Consider the following 14,876-nt stretch of genomic DNA (forward strand, 5'->3'; position numbering starts at 1 on the left):
GTCCGGGGTGGTGACCGGGCGGGTGGCGTTGCCGCCGCGGCCGGTCGGTGGTGCGTGGCCGAGGGGCCATGGCCCGTCGTCGGCCTCGGACGCTGGGGCACTCGGGCACTCGTGCACTCGTGCACCGGGCCGTCCGCCGGTGGCATCGGCTAGCGTCGAGGCATGACCAGCGACAGCTCACCGCGGCTCGCCGAAGCGCTCGGGGCCGGTGCGGTCGTGCTCGACGGCGGTCTGTCCAACCAGCTCGAATCAGCCGGGCACGACCTGGCCGACGCGCTGTGGTCGGCGCGGCTGCTGGTCGAGCGGCCAGAGGCGATCGCCGCGGCGCATCTCGCGTACTTCAGGGCGGGCGCGAGCGTCGCCACCACCGCCTCCTACCAGGCCACCTTCGAGGGCTTCGAAAGTCGCGGGATCGGCCGCGGGCAGGCGGCCCTGCTGCTCACCGACAGCGTGCGGCTGGCCCGGGACGCGGCACGGCGCGCCCGCGACGAGGGGATCACGCGCCCGCTGTGGGTGGCCGCGTCGGCGGGACCGTACGGGGCGATGCTCGCGGACGGCTCCGAGTACCGGGGCCGGTACGGGCTGAGCGTGGCGGAGCTGGCACGCTTCCACCGCCCGCGCCTGGAGGTGCTGGCCGGGGCCGCCCCGGACGTGCTGGCCCTGGAGACCGTCCCGGACGCCGACGAGGCGGCGGCCCTGCTGCGGGCGGTGCGCGGACTCGGCGTGCCCGTCTGGCTGTCGTACAGCGTCGACGGGGAGCGCACCCGGGCCGGGCAGCCGCTGGCGGAGGCGTTCGCCCTGGCCGCGGACGCGGACGAGGTGATCGCGGTGGGCGTGAACTGCTGCGCGCCCGAGGACGTGGACCGGGCGGTCGGCATCGCCGCCCGGGTCACCGGCAAACCGGTCGTCGCCTACCCCAACAGCGGCGAGTCCTGGGACGCCGCGGCCCGCGCCTGGGACGGCCGGGCCACCTTCGCCGCCGAACGGGTCTCGGCGTGGCGGGACGCGGGCGCCCGGCTGATCGGCGGCTGCTGCCGAGTGGGACCGCGGACCGTCGCGTCGATCGCCCGGACCCTGGAAGCGGCCTGAGGCGCAGTCGATCCCGGCGCAGGCGGTCTCGGTGCGGACAGTCTCGCTACGACCGGTCCCGACCCAGCCGGTCCCGACCCGCCCGGTCCGAATGCGGCCGATCCCCATCCGGCCGGTCTCAGTGCGATCGGTCCCAGCCCAGTCGGTCCCAGCCCAGTCGGTCCCAGCCCAGTCGGTCTCAGCCCAGTCGGTCTCAGTGCAGTCGGGCCGCCATGGTGCGGCGCAGCCGGCGTACGGCGGAGGCCAGTTCGGTGCCGCGCGTGGCCGGCGTGCCGTCGACGGGGGCCGAGCCGTGGGCGCCATTGCCTGCCGTCCACAGGGCGAGGTCCGCGTCGCGCGGACCGTGGGCGGTGTGCGGCTCGCCGTCGCCGAGGATCCGCACCGGGTGGCTGTCGTCCCATGCCTGCCAGCCGGGGTCGCCGGTGGCGACGAAGCGCACCCAGGCCGCGTGCATCACGTCGGACAGTCCCTGCGGGCCGCCCTCGCCCGCGAGCTTGCGGGACTCGGGGATGTCGCCGGTGTCGAACACGAAGCCCAGTTCGAGGGCGTGACAGGCGCCGAGGTCCGGGAGGTTGGAGGGCCAGGCGAACTCGTAGACGTACGAGGTGCCGGGGCGGGCGTCGGCCAACCGGTGCAACGGGCGGCGCAGCAGATGGTCGGTGACCAGTTGGCCGACGACCTCGGCGGTACGGGCTTTGGGGTTGAGGGCGCGGTAGCCGCGCGGGACCTCGGGGCCGCAGTGGCAGCGGGCCATGGCACCGGCCAGCGCCACCGGGCCGAGCCGGTCCACATGGTCCATCAGGCCGCCGGGAACCAGCCACAGCCGGTACTCGTCGCGGGTCCAGCCCAGCAGCAGGTCCACGTCCCGCGCCGCCCCGCCCTCGGTCAGCGCCTCCAGCGGGCCGCGCGGGACGACGTCGCCGTCCACGACGAGCCCGAACGCCGGACCGCCCAGGACCGGGCTGCTCAGCCGGCCCACCTCGGCCTGGGTGCGCAGCAGAAGGTCCCGGTCGACCGCGGCGAAGCCCTCGGCGGTGGCGGGCACCTTCAGCCGGGTGGCCATCCGGCGCACCATGCGCCGTACCTTGTCGCGTTCCACGACCTCGGGCGGGCCGCTCTGCAGGACCGCCCGGCGCACCAGCCCCTGGGCCTGCGGGGCGGCGATCAGCGCGCCGATGCTGATCGCTCCGGCCGACTGCCCGGCCAGGGTGATCCGGTCGGGGTCGCCGCCGAAGGCCGCGATGGCGGTGTGCACCCAGCGCAGAGCGGCCAGTTGGTCGCGCAGTCCCGGGTTGGCGGGCGTGTCCGGGAACAGTCCGTAGCCCTCGACACCCAGTCGGTAGTTGACGGAGACGAGGACGACGCCGTCACGGGCGAAGGCGTGCCCGTCGTACACCGGCACTGCGGACGAACCCCTGGTCAGGGCGCCGCCGTGCAGCCAGACCAGGACGGGGAGCCGGGCGCCCGGCCCAGGTTCCGGAGTCCATATGTTGAGATTGAGGCAGTCGTCGCCGGGGACGACCGGGTCGGACAGATAGCGGGCGAACGCCTCCGAGTACGGCGGTTTCGGCGCGGTCGGTCCGAAGGAGCCCGCGTCGCGCACGCCGTCCCAGGGTTCGGGCGGCTCGGGCGGGCGGAACCGGCGCGGCCCGAAGGGCGGGGCCGCGTAGGGGATGCCGCGGAACACCGCGACACCGCGCTCGTGTCTGCCGCGTACCGCCCCGTACGGCGTGTCGGCCACGGGGCCCGCCTGGTCTGCCGTCATCCGCCCACCAGCTCCTCCCGCCGTGCGCTTGCACCGGTCGCCCTCAAGCGCTTGCACCGTGACATCAGAGCACTCCAGCGTCCGCCGGTATTCCGGGGTCGCGCAGCGCCCGGAGGGCTGTTCGGCGTACGCCGGTGCGCCATCCGGTGGGTCTGCGCCCGCTTCGGGTTCGCCGTTCCCGCGCCCCGGGACCGCCGACGCCTGCTCCGACGCCTACGCCGACGTCGGAGACCGCGACGACCACGAGCCCCGCCACTCGTGATCGCGGGTCCGCCGGCTCTGTGATCACGCGTTCACCGCCTTCCGTGATCACGAGTTCGATACCCCCGTGATCGCGACTTCCCTCGCCGATGTTTGCGCGCATTCCCTGTCTTCGGGTCGTCTTGAGTCACACCTCTCGTAGCAAGCGCTTTCTCGATGATGTTCTGGCAGGCCGCGGAGGCGGCGTCGGCCGCACCTTTCGTTGGCCCTCGGGCGGGCTGGAGAGGCTGGTTCGACGATGGTCGGTACGGGGAGCGCGAGCGCGGCGGCCGGTCCGACGCTGGCGATGGTGGCCCGCGAGGCGGGCGTGTCGGTGCCGACCGCGTCAAAGGTGGTCAACGGCCGCAAGGACGTGGCGCCGGAGACCCGCCGCCGGGTGACCGAGGCGCTGAACCGGCTCGGCTACGTGCGCAGATCCCGTTTCGAGGCGGCCGGGCCGCCCCGTCTGGTCGATCTCGTGCTGGAGTCGCTGGACGGCCCCGGATCGGGACCGGTGCTGCGCGGGGTGGCGGAGGCGGCGCACGAGGCGGGTCTCGAGGTGGTGGTGTCCGCCGTCCCGGACGGGACCGCGAGCGGTCGCGCCGAACACGCCTGGCTGGACCGGGCCGCCGCGCGCGGCTCCTGCGGGGTGCTGTTCCACCTGCCGGGGCTGTCCCCGTCCCAGCACTCCTGGCTGACCCGGCGCCGCCTCCCGTACGTACTGATCGACCCGGCGCACCAGCCGCCGCCCGGTGTCGTCTCGGTCGGCGCGGCGGACGGCCAGGGCGCGGTGACCGCGACCGAGCACCTGCTGGCGCTGGGCCACGAGCGGATCGCCGTGCTCGCCGGACGCCCGGGCACGGTGCACGGCGACGCCCGGGTGGCCGGGTACCGCTCCGCCCTCGCCGCGGCGGGGGTGCAGCAGCACGCCGAGTACGTGCGGCATGCGGGTCCCGACGGCACCGGCGCCCGGCTGTGCACGCTGGAACTGCTCGACCTGCCCGAGCCGCCGACGGCCGTGTTCGCCTGCTCGGACCGGATGGCGCTCGGGATCCACGAGGCGCTGGCGGAGCGCGGGCTCAGGGCGCCGGACGACCTGAGCGTGGTCGGCTTCGGTGACCTGCCCGAGGCCCGCTGGGCCGTCCCGGCGCTGACCACGGTCCACCGGCCGCTGGCGGAGATGGCGACGACGGCTCTGCGGCTGCTGGTACGGCTGGCGCGCGGCGAACGCCTGGCGGGAACGCGCACGGAACTGCCGACCCGCCTCGTCCCCCGCACGAGCACGGCCACCCGACCCGGCCCCGGACGCTGACCCGCCTGCCGCACCGGGGCCGGCCACGGGGCCCGGACAGTGAACCCACCGCCGCAGCGGGTCGGTTACCGGGCGGGGGCAGGCGGGAGCGGGCCGGCGGCCGACCGGCCCGACCGTCGGGCCGGGCCCGGCCATGGGGCCCGGCCCTCTCTGCCGAACCGGGCTCAAAAGGGGCCGGGGCCGGGCCCGCACCGGGTCAGAGCTGCCCCCGTCAGACCCCCACCGGGTCAGACCCGTGCCAGGTCAGAGGCAAGCGGTCGGGGCCAAGTGGTCAGGGCCAGGTCGACTCATCGACGTAGTGCCGTCAGTCGGGGCGGCGCGTGCCGCGTTCCGGGGCGGCGAGGTCGGCCGGGTCGTCCGGGCGCTCCCGTGCGGCGTCCGCTCCCCAACTGGCCAGCAGGCGCAGCGCCTCCTCCGCGGGCGAACCGGGCTCGGCGTGGTAGACCGTCAGCTTCTGCTCCGGGTCGCCGAGGACCGCGAGAGTCTCGTAACGCAGTGTCAGTTCACCCACCAGCGGATGCGAGAAACGCATGGTGCCGTGCGTCTTCTTCTTGACGTCGTGGGCGGCCCACAGCCTGCGGAAGTCCTCGCTCCGCACGGAGAGTTCACCGATCAGCGACGCCAGCGACGAGTCGTCCGCCTGCGGATCGGCGCCCAGCCGCAGCTGTCCCACCACGTCGTACGCCTTGGCCTCCCAGTCCGCGAACAGCGTCCGGGAGGCCGGGTCGAGGAAGGTGATCCTGGCCCAGTTCCGGTCCTGCGGGGCACGGGCCGCCCAGTCCCCGAAGAGGGCGGAGGCGGTCTGGTTCCACGCCAGCACATCGGTGTGGCGGCCCCATACGTACGCCGGCACGCCTTCCATCGCCGTCAGCAACTCGCGCACCGCGGGCCGGACCTGCCGGCGCGCCGGCGTGGGCCGCTGCCGGTGCCGCCCTGGCTGGGCCAGGCCGAGCAGATGGGCGTGCTCGGCGTCGGAAAGCCGGAGCACCCGGGAGATCGCGTCCAGCACTTCGCGTGAGACGTTGCGGGCGTTGCCCTGCTCGAACCGTGTGTAGTACGCCGCGGAGACTCCGGCGAGCTGTGCCAGTTCCTCCCGCCGCAGGCCCGGTACCCGGCGTCGGCGGCTGTGGTCGGTGAGCCCTACGTCGGCCGGCTTGAGGCGGGCCCTGCGGGTGCGCAGGAACTCGCCCAGCTCCACGCGCGGGTCGAGCCCCCGCCCCGGGCCGGACACCGGAGCCGGTTCCCCGGCGGCCGACGGTCCGACGCGGCCGGCGCGATGGGTTGCCATGTGTCGAGTATCCCTCGCGGTCGGCGGCTCAGCCTGTCCCTGCCAGTGATAGCCATCCGAGACGTAGCTGAACCGGGTGTCTGGCTGACGGCGGACGCCCGAAGCACGCTCGGTGTGTGTCGCTGAGCAACGGCCCGCACGCCCCGGCCCGTTCTCCCCGTCGCCGCGGCAACGACCCGTCCCGCCCGCACCGGCACTCCCGTCAGGGCGCCGCACGCCCTGACGGGCCACACACCGCTCCTGGAAGATCGCCATGCCTGACACCCTCATCGAATCCGCGGCCCCGATCACGGTGGCCGCCCGGCAGGACCGCCTCCCCGGCAAGGCTCTGCTCGGCCTCTTCCTGGCCGGTTTCATCGGCATCCTCACCGAATGCCTCCGGGCCGGTCTACTGCTGGGCATGAGCCGCACGCTCGGCACGAGCGCCACGCTGACCGGGCAGACCGTCACGCTCCGCGCTCGCCACTGCGCCGGGCGCCATCCCCCAGCTCGAACCTGCCCCGGACCGAGCGAGGTTCGACGGCGACGCGCGGTGACGCCCGTCAGCGGGCAGTGCCGCGTGGGCCGGAGCCCGGCGGCGGCTGTGGTCACGCCGGGACCCGTGGCCTTCGCGCCAGGAAAAGCCAGCAGGAAAAGCCAGGAACAAGAACAAGAACAAGAAAAGGAGCAGATCATGAGCTTTCGTACGGTCAACCCGGCCACCGGTGAACTCGTGAAAGAATTCCCGCAGCAGTCGGATGAGGAAGTCTTTGCGGCGCTGGCCACCGCGGACCGGCTCTACCGTGAGGACTGGCGGTTCAGGCCGGTTGCGGAACGGGCCCGGATCGTCGCCCGCGCCGCCCGGATCCTCCGCGAGAAGCGGGATGAATACGTGGAATACCTGACCCTGGAAATGGGAAAGGTCACCCGCTTCGGCTACTTCGAAGTCGATCTGGTGGCGGACATCCTGGACTACTACGCGGCGCACGCGGAGGAATTCCTCGCGGAGCGGTCACTGCCCGGCGAGCCCGGCGCGAAGCTGACCGCCGAGCCCATCGGCGTCATCCTGGCGATCGAACCGTGGAATTTCCCCTACTACCAGCTGGCCCGGGTGGCCGCGTCCCAACTCGTCGCGGGCAACGTGGTCATGCTGAAACACGCCGAGAGCGTGCCGCAGTGCGCCCTGGCCTTCGCCCGGCTCTTGGAGGAGGCGGGGGCCCCGGAAGGGGCTTACACGAACCTCTTCTGCGGCATCGAGCAGATCGCCGGGCTGATCGACGATTTCCGGGTACGCGGCGTCACCCTGACCGGTAGCGAGCGGGCCGGGACCTCGGTCGGCGAACGCGCCGGCCGCAACCTCAAGAAGGCGGTCCTGGAACTCGGCGGCAGCGACCCCGCGTTGATCCTGGAAGGCGCGCCGCTGGCGCACGCGGTCGAACAGGTCGTGCTGGGACGCATCTACAACTCGGGGCAGGGCTGCGTCAACATCAAGCGCGTGATCGTGGTCGGCAGGGAACGGGGCGAGGAGATGCTGGCCGCGCTGAAGGAACGCTTCGCCGCGATCAGGGTGGGTGAGCCGAAGGACGAGGACACCCTCGTCGGCCCCGTGTCCAGTGAACGCGCTTTGGACGTGCTGCTGCGGCAGATCGAGGCCGCGAAGGCCGCGGGAGCCCGAATCGTCCACGGTGGCTACCGCGTCGACCGCCCCGGATTCTTCCTCGAACCGACGATCGTCACGGACATCGGCCCGGACAACCCGCTCTACCAGGACGAGGCGTTCGGGCCGGTGCTGTCCTTCTACGTCGTGGACAGCGAGGAAGAAGCGATCGAGTTGGCCAATGCCACCAGGTTCGGCCTGGGCGGCTACGTCTTCGACGCCGACGTCGAGCATGCCCGGCAGGTGGCGTCTCGTATCGAGGCCGGAATGGTGTACATCAATTCCTGCTTCGCCGACTCGCCCAGCCTGCCCTTCGGCGGGGTCAAGAATTCCGGGTTCGGGCGTGAACTGTCGGAGCTGGGCATCGGCGAATTCCTCAACCGCAAGCTCGTGAGGGTCGCACCGTAGCCCGCGCCACGGGGGCGGGTACCCGCCTGCGCACGCCGCTTCGGCGGGTGCCCGCCCGGGGAGGGCGGTTCGACGGGTGCCTGCCCCGGGACGAGACTTCGGTGGGCGCCCGCCCAGGGACGGGACCTCGGCGGGTGCCTGCGCCGGGACGAGACTTCGGCGGGTGCCCGCCCAGGGACGGGACCTCGGCGGGCGCCCGCCCAGGGACGAGACTTCGGCGGGCGCCTGCCGGTGCCCGTCGGCGGCAGGCCGCGGTGCCACGGGCCGTACGGGACGGGGTGCCGCCGGCCGGGCGCCCGCGGGTCGGGTGCCCGGCCGTCGACCGGGCGACGAGGCCGGATCAGTCCTCGTCGGCCGAGGCGTCCTCGCCCATGAGGGCCTGGATGGCGTCGACGGCGCTGCCGTCGTGGTCGCTGCCCGCGGTGCCACGGCCGGTCTGGAGGTTCGCCGTGCGGTCCACCTCCAGGATCGAGTCCGCCTGCGAGTTGTCGAGGACGGTGATCAGGCTGCCGCCCTTGACCCCGCCCTCGGGCCCGCCCGCCGCCGCGGGCGCGGCGGCGGCCCCGAGGAGCGCCGCGGCGATCACCGTCGCCGTCCGCAACGTGGGTACGGATCGCGTCACACGCCCACGCCCTCGGGCTGCAGCCGCTCGCGTGCGATGTTCTTCTCCAGCAGCAGGGTGGACGCCTTGACGCCGACCCCGCTCGCCGCGTCCACCTCGGGCAGCCGGCCGTCGGCCGCCTTCAGGCCGGTGAGCGCGGAGTCCATCGCCTCATGGGCCGCGAACAGACACGGCGTGCTGTAGATCGCCACGTCCACGCCGAGGTCGGTCAGTTCGCCCAGCGACAGCCGGGGCGACTTGCCGCCCGCGATCTGGTTGAACAGCAGCGGCTTGCCGCCGACGACCTCGCGGATCCGGCGGATCCACTCCACGCTGCGGACCCCGTCGACCAGGACGACATCGGCGTCGGTCGCGGCGAGCTTCTCGGCCCGGTGCAGGATGTCGTGCTCGTCCGTGGCATCCGTACGGGCCACCACCACCAGGTCCTGGCGGGTCTCCAGTACCTTCTCCAGCTTCTCCAGGTACTCCTCCAGCGGGAGCACCTGCTTGCCCTCGGCGTGTCCGCAACGCCGCGGCCGCTTCTGGTCCTCCAGGATCACGCCCGAGGCACCGATCCGCTCCAGCCCCTCCACGACGTGGCAGGCGACCTCCGGGTCCACATAGCCGTCGTCGATGTCCACCAGCAGGTGGTGGCGCGGGAACGCACCCCGCAGCCGCTGGACGAACGCGACCATGTCCGGCCAGGCGATGAACCCGATGTCCGGCAGGCCGTAGTACGAGGCCGCGAAACCGAAGCCGGAGACGAACATCCCGTCGTAGTGCTTGGCCGCGATCGACGCCGAGTACATGTCGTACACGCCGATCAGCGGAGTCGTCCCTTCAGCGGCGATCTGCTCACGCAATTGGGTCCCGTAAGTCACGGTCTGGCTCCTCCCATGGGGGTATGTCCTTTACCAGGACAAGAGGATCTCTATGTACTCACGTGACTCTCTCCGTGCGCGCCCTTTACTCACCCCAATGGCGGATCCGTTTCACCGCAGAAACGTCACTGGGCCTGTCGACAGGGCCGTCCGGCCGGTGCCCGAGCCCAGGTACGCGGGCCGGCCGGGGCCGCGAACCCTCCGCGGCGGGCGGGTCGGCGGAGTTGCCCGAGCGGCCCAGCCGTCCTCCCCGGCGCGGCTGCCGTCCGTCCGCGCCCCGGCTTTCTCCGCGGCGCACCTTGAACGGGACCCGCGGGGCGCTTAGCGTCGGCCGGAATGAATGCCATCCCGCCCCTCCTCGACCACCTGGTCCTCGCCACTCCGGACCTGGCGTCGACGGTCGCCGGCTTCACCCGGCGGACCGGGGTGCCGCCCGCCGCCGGTGGCGTCCACGTCGGGCTCGGCACCCGCAATTTCCTGGTGTCGCTGGGCGGCCGCAGCTACCTGGAGATCATCGGACCTGATCCGGAGCAGCCGGATCCGTCGGACGGGCGGCCGTTCGGCGTCGACCTGCTGGCCGGGGCACGCCCGGTGACCTGGGCGATCAGCCCGCCCGACCTGGACTCGGCGGTCGCGGCGGCGCGCGCGGGGGGCTACGACCCCGGTACCCCGCGGCCGATGAGCCGCCGTCGGCCGGACGGGTCCCTGCTGACGTGGCGCCTCACCGACAGTGACACGGCGCACCCCTCCGGTCTTGTCCCGTTCCTGATCGACTGGGGCGCCGCACTCCACCCGGCCGCGTCCGGCCTGCCGGTCACCCCCTTGCTGGCGGTCTCGGCCACCGCGCCCGATCCGGACGCGATCCACCCGCTGCTGACCGCTCTGGGCACCGGACTCGCCCTCGCCGAGGGCCCGGTGGCGCTGTCCTTCACGGTGGACACACCCCGGGGGCCGGTCACCTTCGGCTGAGGCAGAACGGGCGGGACGGGACGGAGCAGAACGGAGCAGAACAGCGACAGGATCGAGGGGAGGGACAGGGGCGAGACGGCGTCTCCTGCGTTCTCGCAGGGCGTCCGATTCGTTCAAGACCGGCGGTCCGGACGCCGCCTACGGTGACGGTATGGAACCACGCTTCGCCCTGATCGGCGCGGTCGTCTCCGACCTCGCCGCCTCGCTCGCCTTCTACCGTCGCCTCGGCCTGGAATTCCCCGCGGACGCCGAGGAGCAGCCGCACGTCGAGGCAGTACTGCCCGGCGGGCTGACCTTCGCCCTGGACACCGAGGAGACCGTCCGCGCCTTCCACCCCGGCTGGCGGCCTCCCGTCGGCGGCGGCCGGGTCTCGCTCGCCTTCCGGTGCGGCTCGCCGGCCGAGGTGGACGCCCTGTACCAGGACCTGGTGGACGCCGGGTACCACGGGGAACTGAAGCCGTGGGACGCCTTCTGGGGCCAGCGGTACGCCACCGTGCACGACCCGGACAACAACGCCGTCGACCTGTTCGCTCCGCTACCCGCCGACGAGTAGCCGTCCCAGCGGCATCCCCGCCAACTCCCTCACGTCGCGGGCCAGATGGGGCTGGTCGGCGTAGCCCGCGCGGACCGCGGTCTCGGCGAGCGGCACCCCGGACCGGGCCAGTGCGAGGGCCCGTTGCAGCCGCAGGACACGGGCCAGTGTCTTGGGACCGTAGCCGAAGGCGGCCAGGCTGCGGCGGTGCAGCTGCCGGGCGCCGAGACCCAGCTCGTCGGCGGTGGCGGCCACCGGTCGGCCCGCGTCCAGGGCCTCGACCAGGGGCGCGAGGAACGGGTCGGGCGGCGGCAGACCGGCCGAGCGCTCCAGGGCGATCTCCTCGAGCGCGGTCGCCGGGTCGGCCGCCTTGTCGACGCGCGCGCCCAGCCGGCGCACCCGCGCGGCGGGCCACAGGTCGGCCAATTCCACCCGCCGGTCGCGCAGTTCGTGGGCCGGCACGCCGAAGAAGGCGGGCGCGGTGCCCGGCCGGAAGCGGAGGCCCGCCCAGCGGCGGGCCGGGCCGTCGTGCGGATGGGCGCGGGTGTCCGGGCCCGCGACCAACAGCCGGCCCTCGCTCCACAGCAGGTCCATGCAGCCGTCGGGGAGCACGGGTCCGGCGACGGCACCGTCCGGGGTGATCCGCCACACCACCGCTCCGGCCAGCCGGGACGCCCGCTCCTCGTACACGTACGGCAGGCTACGCCGGGCGGGTGCGGTGCTCCCGCCGGCCAGGCCCGGACCTCGCCCGGCCCGGCCGCACCGGCCAGGCCGGCCGCGCCCACCGGAGAGCGGACCGGCGGAACGCGGCGGGGACGGGCACGGACGGCGTACGGCAGGCGGCGGGCGTCACTTGTCCGGCGGGGCGGTGGTTCCGTTCGCCTTGTGCGGCTGCTGCTGGGCGTGCTTCACATGCGTACGGAGCCTCGCCGTCACGTCCTCCGGCGGCAGGAAGCGGGACCAGCGCTCCGGGAACTCGGACGGCATGTCCGGATCATCCGGGTCGTCGGGGGCGGCGACCGTGGCGGCCCAGGCCACGTACTCGGCGACCTGGGCCTTGCGCACCCGCTCGTTGGCGGCGCGGGCCGCGGCCGTGGAGGCGGCCGGCCAGACCCGGTCGATCGCGGCGTTCACGGCGGCGCCGACGAGCACCGCGAACGCCGACACACCGACCCACAGCAGTACCGCCACCGCGGCGGCCAGGGATCCGTAGATCGTGGCGCCCTCGATGGTGTGCGTCAGGTAGATGCGCAGCAGGAAGCTGCCCAGGACCCACATCGCGAGGGCCACCAGCGCGCCCGGCACGTCCTCGATCCACGGCGAACGCACCGGCACGGAGACGTGGTACAGCGTGGTCAGGAAGACGATGGACAGGACGATCACGACGGGCCAGTACAGGACCTGCACCACCGTCTCCGACCACGGCAGGACCCGCACCACCGCGTCCGGCCCGGCCACCGTCAGCGGCAGCGCCACCGAGCCGATCACCAGCGCCACGATGAACAGCAGGAAGGCCATCAGCCGGGTGCGGACGATGCCCCGGACGCCGTCGAGGCCGTACATCACGGTGATCGTGTCGATGAAGACGTTCACCGCGCGCGAACCCGACCACAGCGCGAACAGGAAGCCTATGGAGATGACGTCGGGCCGGCCGCCCTGCATCACGTCGTGCAGGATCGGCTCCGCGATCTCCTTCACCCCCTTGTCCGACAGGACGGTGCGGGAGGCGTCGAGCAGATTGGTCTCCAGGCTCTGGATGGTGTCCGCGCCGGTCCAGTCGTCGACGTAGCCGAGCAGCCCGATCAGGCTGAGCAGCAGCGGCGGTACCGACAGCAGCGTGAAGAACGCCGCCTCGGCCGCCAGGCCCAGGATGCGGTACTCCAGGCAGGAGTTGACGGTGTCCTTGAGCAGCAGCCAGAGGGTCCGCCGCATGGAAACGTTCCGGTAGAGGGCACGTGCCCGGTGGAAGCGCCCGGTGGGCTGCTCAGGGGGTTCACTGGCTGGCTGCACGAGCCAAAGGTATCGCCGTACGACGCCCCCTCACCTTCCGGGCGGAGCGCAGGGGACCTTCCGGGGAAGGCCGCGGGCGTGCGCCGCCCGGACAGGGCGCCGGGCGCCGCCCCCTGTGTCACTGTGGTGCCCCCGCCGTCGCCCCGGGATAGGTTCGCAGACATGGCAGGCACCACCACGCACACCGTGACGAACCAGCCGCCGCCGCTGGTCGGGTACGACGTGTTCACCGCCGACCGGGCCCTGGCCGAGGCGGTCGAACGACACACCGACCCCGCCCTGCTCGACGAGGTGCGCGACGAGTTGTCCGCGCTCGGCCGGGCCGCCGGCTCGGCCCAGTTGCAGGAGTGGGGGGTGCAGGCGAACGAGTACCCGCCCCGGCTGCGCACCCATGACCGCTACGGCCACCGGATCGACGAGGTCGACTTCCACCCGGCCTGGCACCGGCTGCTGGGCAAGGGGGTCTCGGCGGGCCTGACCACGGCCTGGGTCCGGCCGGCCGGGCAGGTGCGGCGGGCCGCCGGATTCCTGGTCTGGACGCAGGTGGAGGCCGGCACCTGCTGCCCGCTGTCCATGACGCACGCGGCGGTGCCCGCGCTGCGCGCCGAGCCCGCGCTCGCCGCCGAGTGGGAGCCCCGGCTGACGTCCACGGTCTACGAGCGCGGTCTGCGGCCCGCGGGGGAGAAACCCGGCGCGCTCCTCGGGATGGCCATGACGGAGAAGCAGGGCGGCAGCGACGTACGGGCGAACACGACCGCGGCCCGGCCGCTCGCCGAGCCCGGGGCGTACGAGCTGACCGGGCACAAGTGGTTCTGCTCGGCCCCGATGTCCGACGGGTTCCTGGTGCTGGCGCAGGCGCCCGAGGGGCTGACCTGCTTCCTCGTCCCGCGGGTGCTGGCGGACGGCAGCCGCAACGTCTTCCTCCTCCAGCGGCTCAAGGACAAGCTGGGCAACCGGTCGAACGCGTCCGCCGAGGTCGAGTTCGCGGGGACCTGGGCGCGCCGGGTGGGCGAGGAGGGGCGCGGGGTGCGGACGATCATCGAGATGGTCGCCGCGACCCGGCTGGACTGCGTGCTCGGGTCGGCGGGCCTGATGCGGCAGGCGGTGGCGCAGGCGGTGCACCACTGCACGCACCGTGCGGCCTTCGGCGGCAGGCTGGTCGACAAGCCGCTGATGCGCAACGTGCTGGCCGACCTCGCCCTGGAGTCGGAGGCTGCGACGGCGCTCGCGCTGCGCCTGGCCGCCGCCTGTGACGACGGGAGCGAGCGGGAACTGGCGCTGCTGCGGCTCGCGGTGCCCGCCGCCAAGTACTGGGTGACCAAGCGGTGTGCGCCGGTGGCGGTGGAGGCGGCCGAGTGCCTGGGCGGCAACGGCTACGTCGAGGAGTCGGGGCTGCCCCGGCTGGTGCGCGAGTCGCCGCTCAACTCCGTCTGGGAGGGCGCCGGGAACGTGCAGGCGCTGGACGTGCTGCGGGCGCTGCGCCGCGAACCGCAGTCGCTGGACGCCTTCCTGCTGGAGGTCGGCCGGGCGCGCGGCGCCGACCACCGGCTGGACGGGGCGGTGAAGGACCTGTTGGCCGGTCTGGGCGACCTGGGCGACGCGGAGAGCGCCGAGGGACACGCCCGGCGCCTGGTGGAACGCATGGCACTGGTCCTCCAGGGTTCGCTGCTGGTGCGGTACGCGCCCCCGGAGGTCGCCGACACGTTCTGCGCGTCCCGCCTGGGCGGCGACTGGGGTTCCGCGTTCGGCACCCTGCCGCACACCCTGGACCTGGCGGCGGTGGTGGACCGGGCACGACCCGAGTCCTGAGCGGGTTCCCTCCGGGGACGGAGAGGGCCGGCGGGCACGCGCCCGGGGAGAGGCAACCACGGCCACGCCCGAGTCGCGGGCAGGCACACCGCGCGGGGGCCGGGCCTGAGCCCGTGCGGGGCGCTGTCGGACCGCGGCGGATGTCGCACGGCCTGCTCGGACGTCCTGGCGGGGCCGGGCGTGTCGCTGCTTCTCCGGCATACCCGCCCGGCCCGCCGCACAGCGGCGGCGGTCCCGAGGGCGCACGGGAGGTGACGGGAGGTGAAAGGGTAGGGCCGGTGGCATATGCAGCGCATCCGATTCGGCACATCCAGCGGTATCCACCGCATATTTGCA

At 73.6% G+C, this 14,876-nt stretch carries 12 protein-coding genes; 6 read left to right on the top strand and 6 right to left on the bottom strand.

Annotation, left to right across the window (positions count from 1 at the left end; all coding sequences use genetic code 11):
• Window positions 1–162: 162 nt before the first annotated feature.
• Complete coding sequence (gene mmuM, locus ACFY2B_RS10375; protein WP_390762721.1) at window positions 163–1,089, top strand: homocysteine S-methyltransferase; 927 nt, start codon at window positions 163–165, stop codon at window positions 1,087–1,089.
• Between the two features lie 193 nt (window positions 1,090–1,282).
• On the opposite strand, the gene ACFY2B_RS10380 is transcribed toward mmuM, so the two are convergent.
• Window positions 1,283–2,854 (bottom strand): carboxylesterase/lipase family protein, encoded by a 1,572-nt coding sequence (locus ACFY2B_RS10380; protein WP_390762722.1) that lies wholly within the window; start codon window positions 2,852–2,854, stop codon window positions 1,283–1,285.
• A gap of 499 nt (window positions 2,855–3,353) precedes the next feature.
• Between ACFY2B_RS10380 and ACFY2B_RS10385 the strand changes: the two genes are divergently transcribed.
• A complete protein-coding gene (locus ACFY2B_RS10385; RefSeq protein ID WP_390762723.1) occupies window positions 3,354–4,406 on the top strand; it encodes a LacI family DNA-binding transcriptional regulator in 1,053 nt (350 codons plus the stop codon).
• 304 nt (window positions 4,407–4,710) lie between these two features.
• Here ACFY2B_RS10385 and ACFY2B_RS10390 read toward each other — a convergent pair whose 3' ends face one another.
• Window positions 4,711–5,694 carry a helix-turn-helix domain-containing protein gene (locus tag ACFY2B_RS10390; RefSeq protein ID WP_390762724.1) on the bottom strand — a complete coding sequence of 328 codons (984 nt, stop codon included), beginning with the start codon at window positions 5,692–5,694 and terminating at the stop codon, window positions 4,711–4,713.
• Window positions 5,695–5,947: 253 nt separating this feature from the next.
• Between ACFY2B_RS10390 and ACFY2B_RS10395 the strand changes: the two genes are divergently transcribed.
• On the top strand, window positions 5,948–7,738 hold the full coding sequence (locus ACFY2B_RS10395; RefSeq protein ID WP_390762725.1) for an aldehyde dehydrogenase family protein: 1,791 nt from the start codon (window positions 5,948–5,950) through the stop codon (window positions 7,736–7,738).
• Window positions 7,739–8,078: 340 nt separating this feature from the next.
• On the opposite strand, the gene ACFY2B_RS10400 is transcribed toward ACFY2B_RS10395, so the two are convergent.
• Window positions 8,079–8,360, bottom strand: a complete 282-nt coding sequence (locus ACFY2B_RS10400; RefSeq protein ID WP_390762726.1) for a hypothetical protein — start codon at window positions 8,358–8,360, stop codon at window positions 8,079–8,081.
• Window positions 8,357–9,220, bottom strand: a complete 864-nt coding sequence (locus tag ACFY2B_RS10405) for an oxaloacetate decarboxylase (protein WP_390762727.1) — start codon at window positions 9,218–9,220, stop codon at window positions 8,357–8,359. Before ACFY2B_RS10405 ends, ACFY2B_RS10400 begins: the two co-directional genes overlap by 4 nt.
• A 336-nt stretch (window positions 9,221–9,556) precedes the next feature.
• Here ACFY2B_RS10405 and ACFY2B_RS10410 point away from each other — a divergent pair, with 336 nt between their 5' ends.
• Together ACFY2B_RS10410 and ACFY2B_RS10415 are read left to right on the top strand one after the other, a co-directional pair.
• Entirely contained in the window at window positions 9,557–10,189 is a 633-nt protein-coding gene (locus ACFY2B_RS10410; RefSeq protein ID WP_390762728.1) for a VOC family protein, read from the top strand.
• Window positions 10,190–10,340: 151 nt separating this feature from the next.
• Entirely contained in the window at window positions 10,341–10,742 is a 402-nt protein-coding gene (locus ACFY2B_RS10415) for a VOC family protein (RefSeq protein WP_390762729.1), read from the top strand.
• Here the strand turns inward: ACFY2B_RS10415 and ACFY2B_RS10420 are convergent.
• On the bottom strand, window positions 10,725–11,411 hold the full coding sequence (locus ACFY2B_RS10420) for a helix-turn-helix domain-containing protein (RefSeq protein ID WP_390762730.1): 687 nt from the start codon (window positions 11,409–11,411) through the stop codon (window positions 10,725–10,727). The genes ACFY2B_RS10415 and ACFY2B_RS10420 overlap by 18 nt on opposite strands.
• Window positions 11,412–11,570: 159 nt before the next feature.
• A complete protein-coding gene (locus tag ACFY2B_RS10425; protein ID WP_390762731.1) occupies window positions 11,571–12,731 on the bottom strand; it encodes a YihY/virulence factor BrkB family protein in 1,161 nt (386 codons plus the stop codon).
• A gap of 162 nt (window positions 12,732–12,893) precedes the next feature.
• On the opposite strand from ACFY2B_RS10425, the gene ACFY2B_RS10430 reads away from it, so the two are divergent.
• Window positions 12,894–14,540, top strand: coding sequence for an acyl-CoA dehydrogenase family protein (locus ACFY2B_RS10430; RefSeq protein WP_390762732.1), 1,647 nt, complete (start codon window positions 12,894–12,896; stop codon window positions 14,538–14,540).
• The last annotated feature ends 336 nt before the right edge of the window (window positions 14,541–14,876 follow it).

Source organism: Streptomyces sp. NPDC001270 (assembly GCF_042896695.1).
In the GTDB taxonomy this organism is placed as follows: domain Bacteria; phylum Actinomycetota; class Actinomycetes; order Streptomycetales; family Streptomycetaceae; genus Streptomyces.